Annotated in this window: 16 protein-coding genes; 8 read left to right on the top strand and 8 right to left on the bottom strand. The window is 67.8% G+C overall.

Annotation, left to right across the window (positions count from 1 at the left end; genetic code table 11):
* The first annotated feature begins 17 nt into the window (after positions 1-17).
* Positions 18-419 carry a (deoxy)nucleoside triphosphate pyrophosphohydrolase gene (locus ACFORO_RS37335; RefSeq protein ID WP_370934275.1) on the top strand — a complete coding sequence of 134 codons (402 nt, stop codon included), beginning with the start codon at positions 18-20 and terminating at the stop codon, positions 417-419.
* A 21-nt stretch (positions 420-440) separates the two neighbouring features.
* On the opposite strand, the gene trpS is transcribed toward ACFORO_RS37335, so the two are convergent.
* Positions 441-1406 carry a tryptophan--tRNA ligase gene (gene trpS, locus ACFORO_RS37330; RefSeq protein ID WP_377873188.1) on the bottom strand — a complete coding sequence of 322 codons (966 nt, stop codon included), beginning with the start codon at positions 1404-1406 and terminating at the stop codon, positions 441-443.
* A gap of 175 nt (positions 1407-1581) precedes the next feature.
* Here trpS and ACFORO_RS37325 point away from each other — a divergent pair, with 175 nt between their 5' ends.
* Positions 1582-1884: a YciI family protein gene (locus ACFORO_RS37325; RefSeq protein WP_377873187.1), complete on the top strand. Its 303-nt coding sequence runs from the start codon at positions 1582-1584 to the stop codon at positions 1882-1884.
* Between the two features lie 717 nt (positions 1885-2601).
* Here the strand turns inward: ACFORO_RS37325 and ACFORO_RS37320 are convergent.
* Entirely contained in the window at positions 2602-2760 is a 159-nt protein-coding gene (locus tag ACFORO_RS37320) for a hypothetical protein (protein WP_377873186.1), read from the bottom strand.
* A 222-nt stretch (positions 2761-2982) separates the two neighbouring features.
* Between ACFORO_RS37320 and typA the strand changes: the two genes are divergently transcribed.
* Positions 2983-4914 carry a translational GTPase TypA gene (gene typA / locus ACFORO_RS37315; RefSeq protein ID WP_354740074.1) on the top strand — a complete coding sequence of 644 codons (1932 nt, stop codon included), beginning with the start codon at positions 2983-2985 and terminating at the stop codon, positions 4912-4914.
* Between the two features lie 242 nt (positions 4915-5156).
* Positions 5157-6860 (top strand): ABC transporter family substrate-binding protein, encoded by a 1704-nt coding sequence (locus tag ACFORO_RS37310; protein WP_377873284.1) that lies wholly within the window; start codon positions 5157-5159, stop codon positions 6858-6860.
* A gap of 353 nt (positions 6861-7213) precedes the next feature.
* On the opposite strand, the gene ACFORO_RS37305 is transcribed toward ACFORO_RS37310, so the two are convergent.
* The 5 genes from ACFORO_RS37305 to ACFORO_RS37285 form a co-directional block, all read right to left on the bottom strand.
* Positions 7214-8245, bottom strand: coding sequence for an ABC transporter ATP-binding protein (locus tag ACFORO_RS37305; protein WP_354751028.1), 1032 nt, complete (start codon positions 8243-8245; stop codon positions 7214-7216).
* Positions 8242-9339, bottom strand: a complete 1098-nt coding sequence (locus tag ACFORO_RS37300) for an ABC transporter ATP-binding protein (protein ID WP_370934281.1) — start codon at positions 9337-9339, stop codon at positions 8242-8244. Before ACFORO_RS37300 ends, ACFORO_RS37305 begins: the two co-directional genes overlap by 4 nt.
* Positions 9336-10295: an ABC transporter permease gene (locus ACFORO_RS37295; protein WP_377873185.1), complete on the bottom strand. Its 960-nt coding sequence runs from the start codon at positions 10293-10295 to the stop codon at positions 9336-9338. Before ACFORO_RS37295 ends, ACFORO_RS37300 begins: the two co-directional genes overlap by 4 nt.
* The gene (locus ACFORO_RS37290) at positions 10288-11268 is read right to left on the bottom strand and encodes an ABC transporter permease (RefSeq protein WP_182889975.1); all 981 of its coding nucleotides are present in this window, start codon (positions 11266-11268) and stop codon (positions 10288-10290) included. Before ACFORO_RS37290 ends, ACFORO_RS37295 begins: the two co-directional genes overlap by 8 nt.
* Before the next feature lie 188 nt (positions 11269-11456).
* Entirely contained in the window at positions 11457-13199 is a 1743-nt protein-coding gene (locus ACFORO_RS37285; RefSeq protein ID WP_377873184.1) for an ABC transporter family substrate-binding protein, read from the bottom strand.
* A 656-nt stretch (positions 13200-13855) separates the two neighbouring features.
* On the opposite strand from ACFORO_RS37285, the gene mshB reads away from it, so the two are divergent.
* From mshB to ACFORO_RS37270, 3 genes are read left to right on the top strand one after another with little or no spacing between them, the layout of a single operon-like run.
* A complete protein-coding gene (mshB, locus tag ACFORO_RS37280) occupies positions 13856-14683 on the top strand; it encodes an N-acetyl-1-D-myo-inositol-2-amino-2-deoxy-alpha-D-glucopyranoside deacetylase (RefSeq protein WP_377873183.1) in 828 nt (275 codons plus the stop codon).
* A 44-nt stretch (positions 14684-14727) separates the two neighbouring features.
* A complete protein-coding gene (locus tag ACFORO_RS37275) occupies positions 14728-15090 on the top strand; it encodes a hypothetical protein (RefSeq protein ID WP_377873283.1) in 363 nt (120 codons plus the stop codon).
* Positions 15083-15874, top strand: a complete 792-nt coding sequence (locus ACFORO_RS37270; protein ID WP_354751024.1) for a hypothetical protein — start codon at positions 15083-15085, stop codon at positions 15872-15874. The genes ACFORO_RS37275 and ACFORO_RS37270 overlap by 8 nt, the downstream gene beginning before the upstream one ends.
* Before the next feature lie 4 nt (positions 15875-15878).
* Here ACFORO_RS37270 and ACFORO_RS37265 read toward each other — a convergent pair whose 3' ends face one another.
* Positions 15879-16637, bottom strand: coding sequence for a site-2 protease family protein (locus ACFORO_RS37265; RefSeq protein ID WP_377873282.1), 759 nt, complete (start codon positions 16635-16637; stop codon positions 15879-15881).
* A gap of 223 nt (positions 16638-16860) precedes the next feature.
* Between ACFORO_RS37265 and ACFORO_RS37260 the strand changes: the two genes are divergently transcribed.
* On the top strand, positions 16861-17184 hold the full coding sequence (locus tag ACFORO_RS37260; protein ID WP_037355639.1) for a WhiB family transcriptional regulator: 324 nt from the start codon (positions 16861-16863) through the stop codon (positions 17182-17184).
* Positions 17185-17596: the final 412 nt, after the last annotated feature.

The following is a 17596-nucleotide window of genomic DNA, read 5'->3' as shown; positions in this document are numbered from 1 at the left end:
TGGGGGAGACTGGGCGCATGGACGCGGTCATCGTCGGGGCGGCACTGGTGCGCGACGGCAAGCTTCTTGCCCAGCAACGAGCTTGGCCGCCGCATCACGCGGGCCAGTGGGAGCTGCCGGGCGGGCGCGTCGAAGAGGGCGAGACCGAAGCCTTCGCGCTGGCCCGGGAATGCCACGAGGAACTGGACGTGGTGGTCACCGTCGGCGACCGCGTCGGCCCGGAGATCCCGCTGCCGGGCGGAAAAGTGCTGCGCGTGTACTCCGCCGCGCTGCTTTCTCCCGGCGACGAGCCGCGAGCGGTCGAACACACCGCCCTGCGCTGGGTCGGACACGACGAACTGGACGATCTGGACTGGCTTCCGGCGGACCGGGATCTGCTGCCCGCACTGCATGCCCTCGTGAGTGCCGGTTCCGAGTAGAACCGGCACTCACGAGGCCCTTCAAGCAGCCCCGACCATCCGCAACGCCGCGGACACCCGGTGCGAACTGCGATCGATCGCCCGCTCCGCACCCGCCTTGCGGACCCGCTCCAGCTCGGTGACGTCGTCGAGCAACGCGCGCGTGCCTTCCCTAACCGGACGCAACTCCTCGATCACCGCGTCGGCGACTGTGTCCTTGAGCACGCCGTACGACGGATACTTGTCCGCGAGCTCCGCAGGCTCGCCGCCCACGCAAGCAGCCAGGATCTCCAGCAAATTCGCGATCCCCGGCCGGTTCTCCGGGTCGTACGCGGGCACCGAGTCCCCGTCCGTCTGAGCCTTGCGGATCTTGCGCCGAATCTGATCCGGCTCGTCCAGGACGAACACCACGCCCACGGAATTCTGCGCGGACTTGGACATCTTCCGCGTCGGCTCGGCCAGATCCTTCACCCGCGCCCCGGCAGGCGGCAACGTCGCCTCCGGCACCACGAACACCTCGCCGTACGTGGAGTTGAACCGCCGAGCAAGCGTGCGAGCCAACTCGACATGCTGCCGCTGATCCTCGCCAACCGGCACTTCATCCGCGCCCTGTAACAGAATGTCGGCCGCCATCAACACCGGATAAGTGAGCAAACTGAGCCGAACTCCCGCTTGCCCCTTGGATTTCTCCTTGAACTGGATCATCCGCGCCGCCTCGCCGTACGAGCACGTGCACTCCAAAACCCAGGTCAACGCCCCGAGCTCCCGAGCAAGATCAGACTGCACGAACACCCGCTCCGGCGCGATCCCCGCAGCCACCAGCACGGCCAGCTGCTCGGTCGCCAACGACCGCAACCTCGCCGGATTGTGCGCGGTAGTCATCGCATGGAGATCGGACACGAAGTACAGATCGTCCGCCCCGCCCTCAGCCGCCCACCGCCGCAACGCGCCGAGGTGGTTGCCGAGCTGAACGTGACCGGACGGTGTGATGCCGGACAGCTGGACCATTGGATTTCCCTCTCCCTAGGACTTTCGGACCCGGGAGCGGACACAAAAAAGCCGCCCACCGGGGCGGCCTTCGCTGGTTTTTCAGCGCAGAGCAAGCGGGCCGCCAACGGGCGGCCACCACTGAGTGCTCTGGAAACGCATGCGGCGAGCCTAGCACCGGACTACGGTTCGAACCATGTTCGTCGTCGTGCTCACGTACATCGTTCCGCTAGCGGAAATCGACCGCGCCCTCCCAGCCCACAACGAGTGGCTCACGAAGCAGTACGAAGACGGCCACTTCCTAGCGTCGGGCGGCCAAAAACCCCGCACCGGCGGCGTGCTGATCACCCGCCCCATGGAACGCGCGCGACTGGACGCGATCCTGGCCACCGACCCCTTCGCGATCGCCCAGTTGGCGACCTACGAAATCATCCAGTTCCAGCCCACCAGGACGTCCCCGGAACTGAACCTGGTGAACGAACTCCTGGACAACAACTAGCGAATTCCGTGAGGGCCACCCTCGCGGACTCTGAGTCCCTGAAGGTTCCCCTCACGACCTTCGGAGGTCCGTGAGGGGCTCCTTCACGGACTTAGATTCCAATGCCAGGGACTTAAGCCGCGTGACCTCGGCTCGCTGACCGTCCACAAAGGACGCTAACAATGCCGAAATGCCCGATTTGTCACCATGTGGCCGGGTCTTGAAGTCCTCACGGACGCCTGGCCCCGCCCAGGTCCTCCGACCTGGGCAAACCGCGTTCGCAGCGCCGCCTTAAGTCCCTGGCATTGGACTTAGATTCCCTCAAGGAGCCCTTCACGGACCGCCCGTTCACGGGACCGCCCCGGCATGGGCTGCCCCGTTCTGGTGCCGGCGGGATGCGCCCCAATGCCACATTGGGTGCGTCTGACGCACCCAATGTGGCGTTCGGTGCGTCGCATGCACCCAATGCCACATTGGGGCGCTAGCCCAGGCCCACCCGCGAACCGCAGCCCGTGCATCCGACCGCTCAAACCGAAGCCGATGCACCCGGCCAGCGTTGCACCCACACCACCTCCGCACCCCGATACGAAGCCAAAATGCGGTCTGAGGGTGCTTGTCAAGGCATCTTTCCAGCCTTGACAACCACCCTCAGACCGTCATCACAATCAAGTTTCGGGGTGCCCCACGCAACCAACGTGCGCAATGTCGCCGCCAGGCGACGAGCCACAACGGAAGGCCTCAAGCAGCCTTCTCCACCTGCTTCTTAGCCTTCTTCAACGCCAAAACCGGACACTTCTTGCACCGGTCCTTCGACCGGCAGCACTTCTTCTTGACCTTCCCGGCCTTCATCAGCTTCCGCACCACAGTCCGGGGATCATCCGCGTGCTTCTTGCCCACCGCACACTCCTCAACCCGGCTGCGACAACACCCACAAGGTTAGGTGAGCCTAACCGATCATGGGGCGTGGCGCTCCTCACACCAACCCAACAGGTATCCTGGTTGAAGTCCGCGTGTGGCCAAAGCCGGTCAGCGAGAGCCGGTCGCAGTGTCCGGCGCCCGTCATCCCGACCCGCCGCGCGGTGCCACCCGCCTTTTTCTTCGAAGTTCAGGAGTCTTCGCGTGCCCGCAGCCAGCGCCACCGCGGTCGAAACCGGCCGCGCGTCCGGCAAGACCCGGCCCGACCTGCGCAACGTCGCGATCGTCGCCCACGTCGACCACGGCAAGACCACCCTGGTCGACGCCATGCTCCGTCAGTCCGGCGCCTTCGCCGAACGCGCCGAGCTGGTCGACCGCGTGATGGACTCCGGTGAGCTCGAGCGGGAAAAGGGCATCACCATTCTCGCGAAGAACACCTCCATCCACCGTCAGACCGCCGACGGCACGGTCACCATCAACGTGATCGACACCCCGGGCCACGCCGACTTCGGCGGCGAGGTCGAGCGCGGCCTCTCCATGGTCGACGGCGTCGTGCTGCTGGTCGACGCGAGCGAGGGCCCGCTCCCGCAGACCCGCTTCGTGCTGCGCAAGACGCTCGAGGCGAAGCTGCCGGTGATCCTGCTGGTCAACAAGGTCGACCGGCCGGATGCGCGGATCTCCGAGGTCGTCGAGGAGACCCACGACCTGCTGCTCGACCTGGCGGGCGACATCGAGGACGCCGACCTCGACGCGATCCTCGACCTCCCCGTCGTCTACGCCTCCGCGCGCGCCGGCAAGGCGTCGCTGGAGCAGCCCGAGGATGGCGGCCTTCCCGACAGCGAGAACCTCGACCCGCTGTTCGAGACCCTGCTCCAGCACGTCCCGGCCCCGGCCGCGGACCTGGACGCCCCGCTGCAGGCGCTCGTCACCAACCTCGACGCGTCGAACTTCCTCGGCCGCATCGCGCTGATCCGCATCCACGCCGGCAAGCTGCGCAAGGGCCAGACCGTGGCCTGGATGCGCGAGGACGGCACCGTGCAGAACGTCCGGATCTCGGAGCTGCTCGTCACCGAGGCGCTCACCCGCGTCCCGGCGGCCGAGGCCAGCGCCGGCGAACTGGTCGCGATCGCGGGCATCCCGGACATCACCATCGGCGACACCCTCGCCGACGCGGAGAACCCGGTCGCGCTGCCGCGGATCACCGTGGACGAGCCCGCCATCTCGATGACCATCGGCGTCAACACCTCGCCGCTGGCCGGGCGCAACGGCGGCGACAAGGTCACCGCGCGGCTGGTCAAGGCCCGCCTCGACCAGGAGCTGATCGGCAACGTCTCGATCCGCGTCCTGCCGACCGAGCGCCCGGACACCTGGGAGGTGCAGGGCCGAGGCGAGCTGGCGCTGGCCATCCTGGTCGAGCAGATGCGCCGCGAGGGCTTCGAGCTGACCGTCGGCAAGCCGCAGGTGGTGCTGCGCACGATCGACGGCAAGCTGCACGAGCCGTTCGAGCGGCTGTACATCGACTCGCCCGAGGAGCACCTCGGCGCGATCACGCAGCTGCTCGCGTCCCGCAAGGGCCGCATGGAGGACATGAGCGGCAACGGCACCGGCCGGATCAAGCTGGTCTACGTGCTGCCGTCGCGCGGCCTCATCGGCTTCCGCACCGACTTCCTCACCGAAACCCGCGGCACCGGCATCGCGAACCACGTGTTCGAGGGCTACTTCCCGTGGGCGGGCGAGATCCGCACCCGGCACAGCGGTTCCTTGGTCGCAGACCGTTCGGGCCCGATCACCGCGTACGCGATGATCCAGCTCGCCGACCGCGGCACGTTCTTCGTCGAGCCCGGCGCGGAGGTGTACGAGGGCATGGTCGTGGGCGAGAACCCGCGGTTCGAGGACCTCGACATCAACATCACCAAGGAAAAGAAGCTCACCAACATGCGGCAGTCCTCGGCCGACGTGATGGAGACGCTGGCCCGCCCGCGCAAGCTCAGCCTCGAAGAGGCGTTGGAGTTCTGCGCGAGCGACGAATGCGTCGAGGTCGCGCCGGAGGTCGTGCGGGTCCGCAAGGTCACGCTCGACATCAACACCCGCGCCAAGGAGCGCTCGCGGGCCAAGAGCCGCGACAACAACAGCTGAACCTCGCGAAGGTGAAAAAGGGCGCCTCCCGTTCCGGGAGGCGCCCTTTCGCGTGAACCCCGGCAGCGGTTCGTGCGTCCACTCTTATGGCGGTATCCACTCCGATGTCACGGAGAGGCGGCCGATGTGGGAATCTCGATGCCGGCCCCCGCCCTGTCATGGCAGCATGTCCGCTCGGACCACGGAGCGCGGCGGGAACTTTCAGGAGGACGAGCGTGCGATTCGGACGCCGGCTGGGGCCGGTGCTCGCGCTGGCGGGAGTACTGCTCGCCGCGTGTTCGAACACCCCGCCGCCCCCGGTGGTCACGTCTGCTCCGCCGTCGAGCACGACCAGCGCGGCGGCGCTGTCGCAGATCGTGGTCGGCGTGGACGACGTGGTCGGCGGCTACAACCCGCACAGCATCGCGGACGCCTCGACGATCACCACAGCCCTGTCGCAACTGCTGCTGCCCTCGGTGTTCCGGCAGTCCGACGACGGCGCGCGCACCCTCGACAAGACGCTGATGGTCTCGGCCGAGGTCGTGTCGCAGGTGCCGTTCACGGTGAAGTACGTGATCCGCCCGGACGCCTCGTGGTCCGACGGGGCCCCGATCGCCACCGAGGACTTCATCTACCTCGCCAACGCGATGAAGACGAACCCCGGCGTGATCGACCCGGCGGGCTACCGGCTGATCTCGGACATCGAATCCCGCGACGGCGGCAAGGGCGTCGAGGTCACCTTCAGCAAGCCGTACCCGGCCTGGCAGACACTGTTCGACAATCTGCTGCCGCAGCACCTGCTCAAGGACTCGCCCGGCGGCTGGACGAACGCGCTCGCGACCAGCTTCCCCGCGGTAGCCGGTCCGTTCGCGATCAAGACCATCGACACCGCCCGCGGCGAAGCGACTCTCCAGCGCAACGACCGGTACTGGGAGAAGCCAGCCGCGGTCGACACGCTGATCCTGCGCCGCTCGGACGCGTCCGGCATCGCGACCGCCCTGCGCAGCGGCAACGACCAGTTTTCCTTGACCCACACCGATTCCACCGGCCTGCAGCTGCTGAACGACCTGGGCTCGGCGGTCCAGCTGCACACCGTGCCGCGCCCGCTGACCGCGTCGGTACTGCTGCGCCCGGTCAGCGCGACGCTGTCTGAACCCCAGGTTCGCGCGGGCATCGCCTCGCTGCTGGACCGCGGAAAGCTGATCTCCGCCGGAGCGAAGGGCGGCCCGTCCGCGACGCTGAAGGCGGACGCGCAGGTCCTCCCGCCCTCGGCGAAGGGCTACGCCGCAACCATTCCCGCTGGCCCGCCGTCGGCTCCGGACGCGACCAAGGCTGAGCAGTACTTCACCGCCGCCGGGTACAAGAAGGAAGCCGGCGTGTGGCGCAAGGGAAACAAGACGCTGTCGATCGTGCTCGCGTCGCCAGGGGAACAGGAACCGTACGCGTCGATCGCGAAGGAACTCGCCTCGGAGCTGGTCGCGGGCGGGATCGAGGTCAACCAGATCAAACCGCAGCCGCGCGACCTATACTCGTCGCTGCTGGCAATGCCGGTGGTGAACGGAAGACAACAGGCGAGCCCGGATTCGAACAGCACGGTGGGCGTCGACATCGCCGTAGTGGGCCAGCCAGTGGGCGGCGACCCGGCGACGGTCCTGGCGTCCAACTACGGCTGCGCGCCCGAACTGCCCCCCGCGGACAAGACCAAACCCGTGGTGCCGGCCAATCCCGCCGGACTGTGCGATCAGGGCCTGCAAGCGACGATCGACTCGGCGCTGACCGGCTCGGCGACGGTCACCGATTCGCTCAAGACGCTGGAATCGCAACTGTGGTCCCAGAATGTCGCGATCCCGCTGTTCCAGGAAGCCGAGACGTTGGCGGTAGGCAAGGGAATCTCCGGCCTGACGCCGGGTCCGCCGATGCAGGGCCCGTTCGGCTCCGCCGTGAACTGGACCCGCGGCGCCACCTGAGCCCGCCCCAATGTGGCATTGGGTGCGTGGGATGCACCGAACGCCACATTGGGGTTTTCTCGGTAGTGCGCAGGGTTCTCGCCCGGGCCGACGGGCCTGGCGCGCGATGCACGCGAAAGGTCCGTGAGGGGAACCCTCACGGACTCTGATTCCCTCAGGGTTCCCCTCACGGACCTTTCGCGGGAACCGAGCCACGCAGCCCGTCTCGCCAGGCGGTGCACCGCTGCAGCGATCCCGCCACCACACCGCACCACAGAGAAACCCCGTTGGGGGCGCAAGCCCCGCCGAACCGGTCGGACATGCGAAAAGGGGCCTCGCACAGGTAAGTGCGAGGCCCCTTTTCGTCCGGTGCGTCAGATCAGCTGCAGGCTTTCCGCGAAGTGGCAGGCCACCGGGTGCGCGTGGCCGCGGTCCACCAAGGCGGGTTCCTCCGTCTTGCACTTCTCGCGCCCGGCGTCGTCCAGCTGGTTGGCGAACTTCGGGCACCGGGTGCGGAACCGGCAGCCCGAGGGCGGGTTGGCCGGGCTGGGCACGTCACCGGTGATGACGATCCGCTGCCGCGTCCGCTCCTTGCGCGGGTCCGGCACCGGGATCGCCGAGATCAACGCCTGCGTGTACGGGTGCGCCGGAGTCTCGAACAGCTCCTCCGACGGCGCGGTCTCCACGATCTTGCCCAGGTACATCACCGCGATCCGGTCCGCCACGTGCCGCACCACCGAAAGGTCGTGCGAGACGAACAGGTACGACAAGCCGAGCTCCGCCTGCAGGTCCTTCAGCAGGTTGAGCACGCCGGCCTGGATCGAGACGTCCAGCGCGGACACCGGCTCGTCCAGCACCAGCACCTTCGGCTTCAACGCGAGCGCGCGGGCGATGCCGATGCGCTGGCGCTGACCGCCGGAGAACTCGTGCGGGAACCGGTTGCCGTGCTCGGGCCGCAGGCCGACGGTCTTCATCAGGTCGCGGACCTGCTGCTTGCCGCCGTTGTCGTACAGGCCGTGGATGCGCAGCGGTTCGGCGATGATCTCGTTCACCGGCAGCCGGGGGTCGACCGAGGCGTACGGGTCCTGGAACACGATCTGCATGCTGCGCCGCAGCCGCTGCAGTTCGCGCTTGCTCATCGTCGCGAGGTCTTTGCCCTCGTAGGTCACCTTGCCGCCGGTGAGCGGCTGCAGTGCCAGCGCGATCCGGGCCGTGGTCGACTTGCCGCAGCCGGATTCGCCGACCAGTGCGAGCGTCTCGTGCGGGTAGATGTCGAACGACACGTCCGACACCGCCTGCACCGCGCCCGAGACGCGGCGGATCAGGCCGCCGCCGCGGATCGGGAAGTGCTTCACCAGGTTCTGCGCGGAGAGGACGGGCTCCCGCGCCGTCGTGGCCTCGCTCATCGGTTCGTCTCCGTGTCGGTCGCGGCGGCGTCCACGGCGACCGGGACGGCCGCCGCGTCGGCCGAGGTGGCGCTGAACAGCTCGGCCGGGTCCTTCCCGACGACCTGCTCGGTGAAGTGACAGGCCGCGTGCTGGCCGTTCGGACCCGCGACGAGCTCAGGCTCCTCCTCGTCGCAGATCGGCTGGGACAACGGGCAGCGCGGGCTGAACGGGCAGCCCGGCGGCATGTTCTGCGTCGCGGGCGGCGAACCGGTGATCGGCGTGAGCCGTTCGGTCTTCACGTCCAGTCGCGGCAGGCTGCCGAGCAGGCCCAGCGTGTACGGCATGCGCGGGTTGTAGAAGATGTCGTCGACCGTGCCGGACTCGACGACCTTGCCCGCGTACATCACGTGCACCCGGTCCGCCTGGCCCGCGATCACGCCGAGGTCGTGCGTGATCAGCACCATCGCCGCGCCGGTTTCCTTCTGCGCGGCCTGCAGCGCCTCGAGGATCTGCGCCTGCACCGTCACGTCGAGCGCGGTGGTCGGCTCGTCCGCGATGATCACGTCCGGGTTGTTGGCCATCGCGATCGCGATCACGACGCGCTGGCGCATGCCGCCCGACAGCTGGTGCGGGTACTCGTCCGCGCGCTGCGTCGGGTTCGGGATGCGGACCAGGTCGAGCAGTTCGATGGCCTGCTTCTTCGCGACGTCCTTGCGCACGTCGTGGTGCGCGGTGATCGCCTCGGCGATCTGGTCGCCCACGGTGTACACCGGGTTCAGCGACGTCATCGGGTCCTGGAAGACCATCGCGATGCCCTTGCCGCGGACCTTGTTCAGTTCCTTCTCGTTGCACTTCAGCAGGTCTTTCCCGCCGAACCGGATCGAGCCGGACACCTTCGCGGTCTTCGGCAGCAGGCCCATCACCGCGAGCGAGGTGACCGATTTCCCGGAGCCGGATTCGCCGACGATGCCGAGCACCTCGCCGCGACGGAGCTGGTAGTTCACGCCGCGCACGGCGCTGACCACGCCCTCGCTGGTCGGGAACTGCACGGTCAGGTCCTCAACGACGAGGACGGGATCGCCGCCGCGTCCGTCGGAGACGTTCTGGGTCATGCGCGCACCTTCGTCTGCTGGGGGTCGAACGCGTCCCGCAGGCCGTCCCCGATGAAGTTGATCGTCAGTGCGATCAGGATGATGAAAATGCCCGGGAAGTAGAACAGCCACGGCCGCGTGTCGATCGCGGTCTGCGCGCTGCTCACCAGGAGGCCGAGCGAGGTGTCCGGCGGCTGCACGCCGAAGCCCAGGAACGACAGCGCCGTCTCGAGCAGGATGGCGATCGACACGAGGATCGTCAGGTTGACGATGATCGCGCCCAGTGCGTTGGGCACCAGGTGCCGGAAGATGATCCGGCTGTCGCTCGCGCCGAGCGCCTTCGACGCCTCGACGAACTCCTTCTCGCGCAAGGAAAGCACGACGCCGCGGGCCACCCGGGACACGTACGCCCAGTAGAGGCCGCCGATGACGACCGCGATCAGCCACCACGTGCCGCCGGACTGGTGGCCGAGCACCGCGGCGACCGCGAGCAGCGGCAGCGTGAGCACGAGGTCGGCGATGCGCATCAGGACCGTGTCGAGCCAGCCGCGGTAATACCCGGCGACCGAGCCCCACACAGTGCCCACGACGGTCGCGAAGATCGCGACGAGGATCGAGATCTGCAGCGAGATCTGGGTCCCGCGCATCACCTGCGCGAGGGTGTCGTGGCCGACCGCGTCGGTGCCGAACGGGTGGTCGCCCGAGGGCGGGGCCGAGTTCTGTTCGGTGATGGCTCCGGCGTCGTACTTCCAGATCGCCGCGCCCACGTAGGCGAACAGGATGATCAGCACGAACACGACGAGGCTGATCATCGCGAGCCGGTGCTGCAGGAACCGCCGGAAAACCAGCTGCGCCTGGCTGCGCTCCTTGACCGTGAACTCGCGTTCCGGCGCGCCCTTCGGGGTCTGCGGGTCGTCCGGAGCGAACCGAGCGCCGCCCAGCGTGGTGGGCGGAGTGGGGATTGCGTCGTTAGGCATAGCGGATCCTCGGGTCGAGCAGGCCGTAGAGCAGATCGGCGACCAAGTTGAGCAGGATGATGAACGTGGCCGCGATGAGAAGCCAGGCCTCCACCGCGTACACGTCGCTTCGCTTGATCGCGTCCAGCAGGAAAGCGCCCGCGCCCTGCCATTGGAACACGGTCTCGGTCACGACGGCGCCGCCGAGGATCGAGCCGATGTCGAGTGCGGTCACCGTGGTCAGCGGGATCAGCGCGTTGCGCAGCGCGTGCTTGCGCGTCACCGTCCAGCGCGGCAGGCCCTTGGCCCTCGCGAGGCGGACGTAATCGCTGTTGAGCACCTCGAGCATCGAGGCGCGCTGGTACCGGCTCCAGGCCGCGTAACTGGTCAGCGCCAGCGAGATCGTCGGCAGGATGAGGTGGCCGAGCACGTCGCCGAACTGGGCCCAGAACCCGCCCGCGGCGACCACCGACGAGGACCCGATGGTGTAGAAGACCTGGTCGCCGACCGTCGTGTTGATCGAGATGCCGATCTGCTTCAGCACCAGCGCGAACCAGAACGACGGCATCGACAGGAAGAGGAAGCCGAAGAAGGTCGCGGTGTAGTCGAACTTGGAGTACTGCCGCGACGCGCTGATCACGCCGATCAGCACGGCGAGGATCAGCGCCACCACCATGGCGAGCACGATCAGCCGCAGCGTCACGCCGAAGCGGCCGAACACCTCGCTGCCGATGTTCATGGTGGACTGGACCGAGGGGCCGAAATCACCGTGGAGCACGCCGGTGATCCAGTGCCAGTATCGCTCGAGAATCGGCTGGTCGAGATGCAGCCGGATGCGTTCGAGCTCGATGGTGCGAGGGGGCGGCGGCGGGTTTCTCGCGATCAGCGGGGTCAACGGGTTGGCCGAAAGCGACACCATCACGAAGACGACGAACGTCGACACGATGAGGATCGGCACCGAGACGAAAAGCCGGCGCAGTGCGAAGGCAAGCATGGAGGTCTTCCTGCTCTGGACGGTGTTCTGCCGGCGCCCGCCGCTCGTGGTGGCAGGGCCTTGGCGACGTAACGGGGCAATCGTGGTGTTCGGGAACTAAAAGGGCATTCGTTCGCGGATACGGTGAAGGGCCGGCAGCTTCGGCCGGCCCTTCACCGGGTGTCCCGCGGGAATCTACCGGTCGTTGATCACTTCCGGATGCCCCACTCCGACATGTTGTACACCGGAGCGTCGAGCGTCGAGTTGTTGCGGATGTTCGCGATCTTGTCCGACGAGGCGATGAAGGTCGGCTTCTGGTACAGCGGAAGCACGTACGCGTCGTTGGTCATGAGCTGGTCGGCCTGGTTGAGCAGGTCCGCCGCCTTGGTCTGGTCGGGCTCGGCGCTGGCCTGGTCCATCAGGTCGTCGACCTGCTTGCTGGTGTACTTGCCGTAGTTGCTGCCCTGTCCGGTGCCCCACAGCTGCTTCGCGCCGCCGATCGCGAACGGCGAGGAGACCCACGCGAACACGATGACGTCGTAGTCGCCGCTGGTGGTGGTCTGGCCGAGGTCGTCGGTGGACTGGACCTTCACCTTGACGCCCAGCTGAGCCGCGGTCTGCGCGAACAGCTCGCACTCGTTCTGCCGGATCTGGTTGCCGACGGTGTAGCGGATGCGCAGCTCGGGGACGGCCTTGCCGCTCGGGTCCGACAGCTGGTTGTTGTTCAGCTTGTAGCCGGCGTCGGTCAGCATCTTCTTGGCCTTCTCGACGTCACCGGAACCCTGACCGGTCGAGCTCACCACGTCCTTGTAGCCCTCCTGCTGGGGCATGAAGTTGTGGTTGTTGAGCGGCTCGACCTTGTTGGTGAACTGGCCGACGGTCTTGGCGATCATGTCCTTGCGGTTGATCGCGGTGTAGAGGGCCTGGCGCAGCGTCTTGTCGCCGAGCGCCGGGCTCTTCAGGTTGAAGTCGAAGTGCTCCCAGGTCAGGCCGAGGCCGATGTACGAGGAGATGTTCGGCATGTTCTTGACCTGGTTGATCAGGTCGACCTGCGGCTGCGGGTAGATGACCTGCACTTCGTTGTTCTGCAGTGCGGTCGGTTCCTGCGTCGCGTCGGTGATGATGCGGAAGATGACGCTGTTCAGCTTCGGCTTCTCGCCCCAGTACTTCTCGTTCGGGACCTCGGTGATCGACTGGTTGTTGACGAACTTCGAGATCTTCCACGGGCCGCCCGACCAGGTCGGGAGGGTCGTGCCGAACCACTTGTAGGACGACGCGAGGCCGGCCGGGGTGTTGGTGTCGCCGTGCTGCTTGGCCAGGTGCGCCGGGTACATCGCGCCCGCCGAGCCCCAGAGCTTCTTCCAGTCGGTGAACGGCTTCGCGAGGGTGGCGGTCACCGTCTTGCCGCCGTCCGAGCCGACGACCGAGGTGACCTGGTCGTAGCCGGAGGTGTCGGCGGGGGAGCAGTCCGCGCAGTCCTTGCCGTTCTGCACTTTCCAGTTGTAGATGAAGTCGTCGGCCGACAGCGGCGTGCCGTCCGACCAGGACGCCTTCGGGTTGATCTTGTAGACGATCGTCTTCGGGTCCTTGAGATCGGCGGACTCGACGAAGTCCTTGTTCAGGACCGGCTTGAGGTCGGGCGTCGCGTAGAAGGTGTAGGGCAGGATGCCCTTGGTGACCATGCCCGTTTCGAAGACGTTGCCCTCGGCCGAGGTCACGTTCCAGTTCGGCACGTTCTTCTCGATCGCGAAGGTGACGTCGCCGCCGGTCTGCAGCTGATCGGCCTGCGCCGCGTTGCAGGTATTCGGGTTCTTGTCGCAGTCGGCGAATGCCTGCCCGGTCTGAACCGCGCTGTTGCCGCCTCCGCCACCACCGCATGCGGAGAGCAGAAGGGCCGCGCCCGCGACGAACGCGCCGAGTTTGGCGGCGCGCGACCTAGTCGTCACTAACATTCATTCTCCTTGCTCGACGCCGTCGCGGGTTTGCGAGGCGGCTCTTCCTGACGCGCAAGCACCGATCGGTATCGCGTTGCTCACCGTAGCCGTGAAACTTAGGCATTGGACAGACGGCAAACCTATCGATCCGGACACTCTCAGTGAGATCGTTGCGGAACAGATATCTCGTGCCCCCTGGTTGCACCGTGGTTTCCGCACTTGATCGACTACGGTTAGTAGTTGATCACGGAAATTCGGGACCGGTTCGGGTGGTGCTTCAGTCCAGTGGGCCGACCGGCCCGGCGGACAATAACCGCCCCGTTCCGTGTGCGGTACCCCAGCTAATGGAGTAGTCACACGGCCGCGACGAACCCGAAGTGACAAGAAATTGGTCCGATCTCGTGAAGCGAAAGAATGCGCCCGCCGCCGGGCACGGGCAGGACTGCCCGGACGGCGACCGGTACTCGGTGGGTGTTCCGAGCATCTTGCGTCCTTGCCCGCGCATTCCGAACCGCGGAACGTTCCGCGGAAGGGAACGCCCACGGTTCGGGACGCTGGTCCGACTTAGTGGGATGCCAATGCATTTTCCCGTGCACGCCGCGGATTCCATTCCGGAACGCCGCGCCGGGGGTCGGCGTCCCGGGCGCGGACGCGACGGTCACTAACCTGAGGGCGTGAAGCGGAAGCTGCTGCTGGTCCACGCGCACCCGGACGACGAAAGCATCGCCACCGGCGGGGTCATCGCGCGTTACGCGGCCGAGGGCGTCGAGGTGTGCGTCGTGACCTGCACGCTCGGCGAAGAGGGCGAAATCGTCCCGCCGCGGCTCGCGCGGCTCGTCGCGGCGGAGGCCGACCAGCTCGGCGGATACCGGTCCGGGGAAATGGCCGCCGCGGCCGCCGCGCTCGGCCTCGCCCGGCACGAGTACCTCGGCGGCATCGGCCGGTGGCGCGATTCGGGCATGGCGGGCACGCCCGCCGCCGGGCATCCGCGGGCGTTCACCGGCGGTTCGGCGGCGGAGCAGACCGCTCAGCTGCGCGAACTCATCGACGACTTCGCCCCGCAGGTGGTCGTCACCTATGACTCCTTCGGCGGCTACGGCCATCCCGACCACATCCGCGCGCACGAGATCACCATGGCGGCGGCTCCGGACGCCCCGTCGGTCGAGCGGGTCTTCCACGTGGTCCAGTCCGAGGCCGCGCTCACCGTCGGCCTCGCCGAACTGCGCGCCGACGGGACATCACCGTTCCGGGTGGCCGCCGACGGCGAGCTTCCGTCCACTCCGGACGGCAAGATCACCACCGTGGTCGACATCTCCGCGCACCGGCAGGCGAAGCTGGCGGCACTGCGCGCGCACGAAACCCAGCTGACCGTGGTCGACGGCGGGGTCGCGCACTTCGCGCTCACCAACAGCATCGCGCAGCCGATCCCGTCCGCCGAGTACTTCGTGCTCGCCCGCGGCGACGCGCACGGCGCCGAGACCGATCTGTTCGGCGGGTGGTGACCGTGTCCGCCCCGCCCGCCCCGCTCACTCGGGACCAGTGGCTGATGCTGGTGCTGCTGGCGTTCGACGCGGTCGTGCTGGCGCTGCTCGAACTGTTCTTCCTCCCGCTGCGGCTCGGCCCGCTCGGCGAGGTGCCGATGCCGGTCACCGCGCTCGTCGGAGCGGTCACCACGCCGTGGCTCGTGCTGACCGCGGGGAAACTCGTCCGGCCCGGGCTGTCGTTCGTGCCGCTGCTGGTGTGGGTACTCGTCGTGTTCGGGGTCGGCCTGTTCGGTCCGGGCGGCGACGTCGTGCTCGTCCAGGACTGGCGCGCGCTGCTTTTGCTCGGCGCGAGCGCACTGCCCGCCGCGCTGGTCCTCGGCGGCGGGCTGGGACGGGCCGCGGCGAAGGGAGACACCCGTGTCTGAGGCCATTTCGGACCGTCAGGTCGTCGCGATTCTGCGCCCGTTCGTCCGCGCCTGCGCTCCGATGATCGACGCCCTGCGCGAGGCCGACCCGTTCGGTTTGCAGGCGCGGGCCCGGCGCGGCGAGGGCGAATTCTCCGACGCCGGGTTCAAGAAGAAAATGCTCCACGCGCTGACGACGGTGAAGGTGCCGGGCACCGCGGGCTGGGCGGCGATGGACATCGACCAGCGGGCGAGCTGGTGGGTCAACCGGGTCGGCAGGCTCACCTCGCTGCTGACCTCCATCCCCGGACTCGGCGGCGCGCTCGCCGACCGGCTGCCGGTGCAGGACACCCTCGGCGCCGCGTCGCAGGGGCTGGTGCTGTGCGCGATCGCGGGGGAGTACGGCGTGACCGACGTCGGCAGCCGCGTCCGGCTGATCGCCGCGGTGCTTTTCGAGCGGGACATCGACGCCGACCTCGCGGCGGGAGCCAGCCGCGACAAGTCCGCGCAGTCCGCAGAGGACAGTGAGACCGCGCGGCTCACCGAGGAACTCGACGAATCCCATCGCAAACACGGCAAGGTGACCGCGAAAGCCGTCGCCACCACCCTCTGGCACCTCGGCAAGTCGCTGTGGGGGATCACCGGCGAACTCGAGAAGCGCCCGCGCGGCCGGTGGTTCCATCGGGCACTCGGGATGCTGCCGGTGGTCGGCGCGGCGGGCGACTACCTCGGCGAGCGCTCCGGACTGAAAAAAGTATGGAAGCGCGCGCACGCCTGGCTCATGGCCCACCGGCAGTGGGCCTGAGCCCTCAGTGCCAGAACAGGAACGCGCTCTGCCCGATGAAGGCCGCGGACGCGTTGCCGCCGAGCGGTGCGTAGATGTGCCCGGCGATCGTCCAGAGCAGATCCGACACCGGCCGGAAAAGGAAGAACAGCGCGAACAGCACCAGCGGAGCCCACGGCCGCACCCGCGCGCCGAACGCCCGCGCCTGCGGGGAGAGGTACGGCTCGAGCGCGCCCCAGCCGTCCAGGCCCGGCACCGGGAGAATGTTGATCAGGAACGTCATCATCTGCAGCAGCGCGAGGTAGGACATCGCGTAGAAGAGGCCGGCCGCCATCGGGATCAGCATCGTCGCCAGGCACAGCGCGGCTCCGACGGCGAGGTTGCTGAGCGGGCCGGCCAGCGAGGTCCACGACGCGGTCGCGCGGTTGCGCAGCGCGCCGCGGTTGATCCACACCGCGCCGCCGGGCAGCGGGATGCCGCCGATCAGCAAGAAGATCAGCGGAAGCACGAAGGACAGGACGGGGTCGGCATAACGCCGGACGTCCAGCGAGAGGTACCCCTTGTGAGCGATCTCGTGATCACCGCCGCGGAAGGCGACGAAGGCGTGCCCGAACTCGTGGAGCGTCAGCGACGTCATCCAGCCGCCCGCGACGAGGAGCACGACGCCCGCGATGAACATCGGGTCGCGGGAACCGAGAAGAGTCGTGGAATCACCGTATGCGGCCAGGAAACCACCGGCGACGGCGACGGCGAGGATGCCGAGGAAGATCGGGCTCGGACGCACTGCTGATCTCTGCACCCCACCAGTCTTCCGTATGCCCGGTGTGAAGTCTTCGGCGTGTCCCCTTGCGCACCCGGGCACAGAGATCCCCCGAACTCGCTACTCGGCTTGACCTGGCCGACCTACACAGGTGTAATCACAGTGATGTCATTCGCTGTCGGAGGGGGCAGCGGGTGTCGTTTCACCACCGCCAGCCTGGGGAGTGCGTAGGAGCGAGGAGGCGGACGTGCGGTTGGAAGCGGACAACAGGGAATGGGGGCACGTCGTGGGTTGGGGAGAGAACCCGGAGCAGCAGCTCGGGGATCTGACCGACCTTTTCGACGTCCCCGAGGAGCAGGACTGGCAGGAGCGCGCCCTGTGCGCGCAGACCGACCCGGAGGCGTTCTTCCCCGAGAAGGGCGGCTCGACCCGCGAGGCCAAGCGGATTTGCCTTGGCTGCGAGGTCAAGGACGACTGTCTCGAGTATGCGCTGGCGCACGACGAGCGCTTCGGCATCTGGGGCGGACTGTCCGAACGGGAACGTCGCAAGCTGAAGAAACGGGCTGTCTAAACGGGTTTCGGTTCCCCCGGTCCGCGTGGACCGGGGGCGCGCCCCGCCGCCGTCGTGGCGGCGAGCCAGTGGTGCGGCCGGTGCGACGCGGCGGGGAGGGGAGCCCCCGCCGGAGTGTCGCCGGGCACATTCGACGGATTCGCGCGGCCTGATCCGACGGCGGGCGCGAGGGCAGAATTGCCGTCGCGGCGGCCGGAAATTTCGGTGCTGTGCCGTGGTTCTCTTTGTGATCTTCGTCTTCCGCTCACGAGATCCCCGGTGTGCCGCGGATCTCTCGCCTGGAACGAGTGCCGCCGGTTCTCGTTTGAGCGCGTCGTTCCGCGCTCGCGGAATTTCTCTTGGACTCCGTTGGTCCACGCGGTGGGATCCGCCGGGCGTGCGGCGTGGGCCGGTGCCCGCGGATCGGCGCAGG

It is taken from the genome of Amycolatopsis halotolerans (genome assembly GCF_042647905.1).
GTDB lineage: Bacteria > Actinomycetota > Actinomycetes > Mycobacteriales > Pseudonocardiaceae > Amycolatopsis > Amycolatopsis halotolerans.
The sequence above is the reverse complement of the archived record's forward strand: the minus strand, read 5'-3'. Positions and strand labels throughout refer to the sequence as shown.

Bases quoted from the DNA above. Each gene is read 5' to 3' on its own strand.
- ACFORO_RS37290 (WP_182889975.1), bottom strand. From the start codon at position 11,268: ATGCTTGCCTTCGCACTGCGCCGGCTTTTCGTCTCGGTGCCGATCCTC.
- ACFORO_RS37300 (WP_370934281.1), bottom strand. From the start codon at position 9,339: ATGACCCAGAACGTCTCCGACGGACGCGGCGGCGATCCCGTCCTCGTC.
- ACFORO_RS37275 (WP_377873283.1), top strand. From the start codon at position 14,728: ATGCTGGTGCTGCTGGCGTTCGACGCGGTCGTGCTGGCGCTGCTCGAA.
- ACFORO_RS37305 (WP_354751028.1), bottom strand. From the start codon at position 8,245: ATGAGCGAGGCCACGACGGCGCGGGAGCCCGTCCTCTCCGCGCAGAAC.
- ACFORO_RS37285 (WP_377873184.1), bottom strand. From the start codon at position 13,199: ATGTTAGTGACGACTAGGTCGCGCGCCGCCAAACTCGGCGCGTTCGTC.
- trpS (WP_377873188.1), bottom strand. From the start codon at position 1,406: ATGGTCCAGCTGTCCGGCATCACACCGTCCGGTCACGTTCAGCTCGGC.
- ACFORO_RS37335 (WP_370934275.1), top strand. From the start codon at position 18: ATGGACGCGGTCATCGTCGGGGCGGCACTGGTGCGCGACGGCAAGCTT.
- ACFORO_RS37295 (WP_377873185.1), bottom strand. From the start codon at position 10,295: ATGCCTAACGACGCAATCCCCACTCCGCCCACCACGCTGGGCGGCGCT.
- ACFORO_RS37325 (WP_377873187.1), top strand. From the start codon at position 1,582: ATGTTCGTCGTCGTGCTCACGTACATCGTTCCGCTAGCGGAAATCGAC.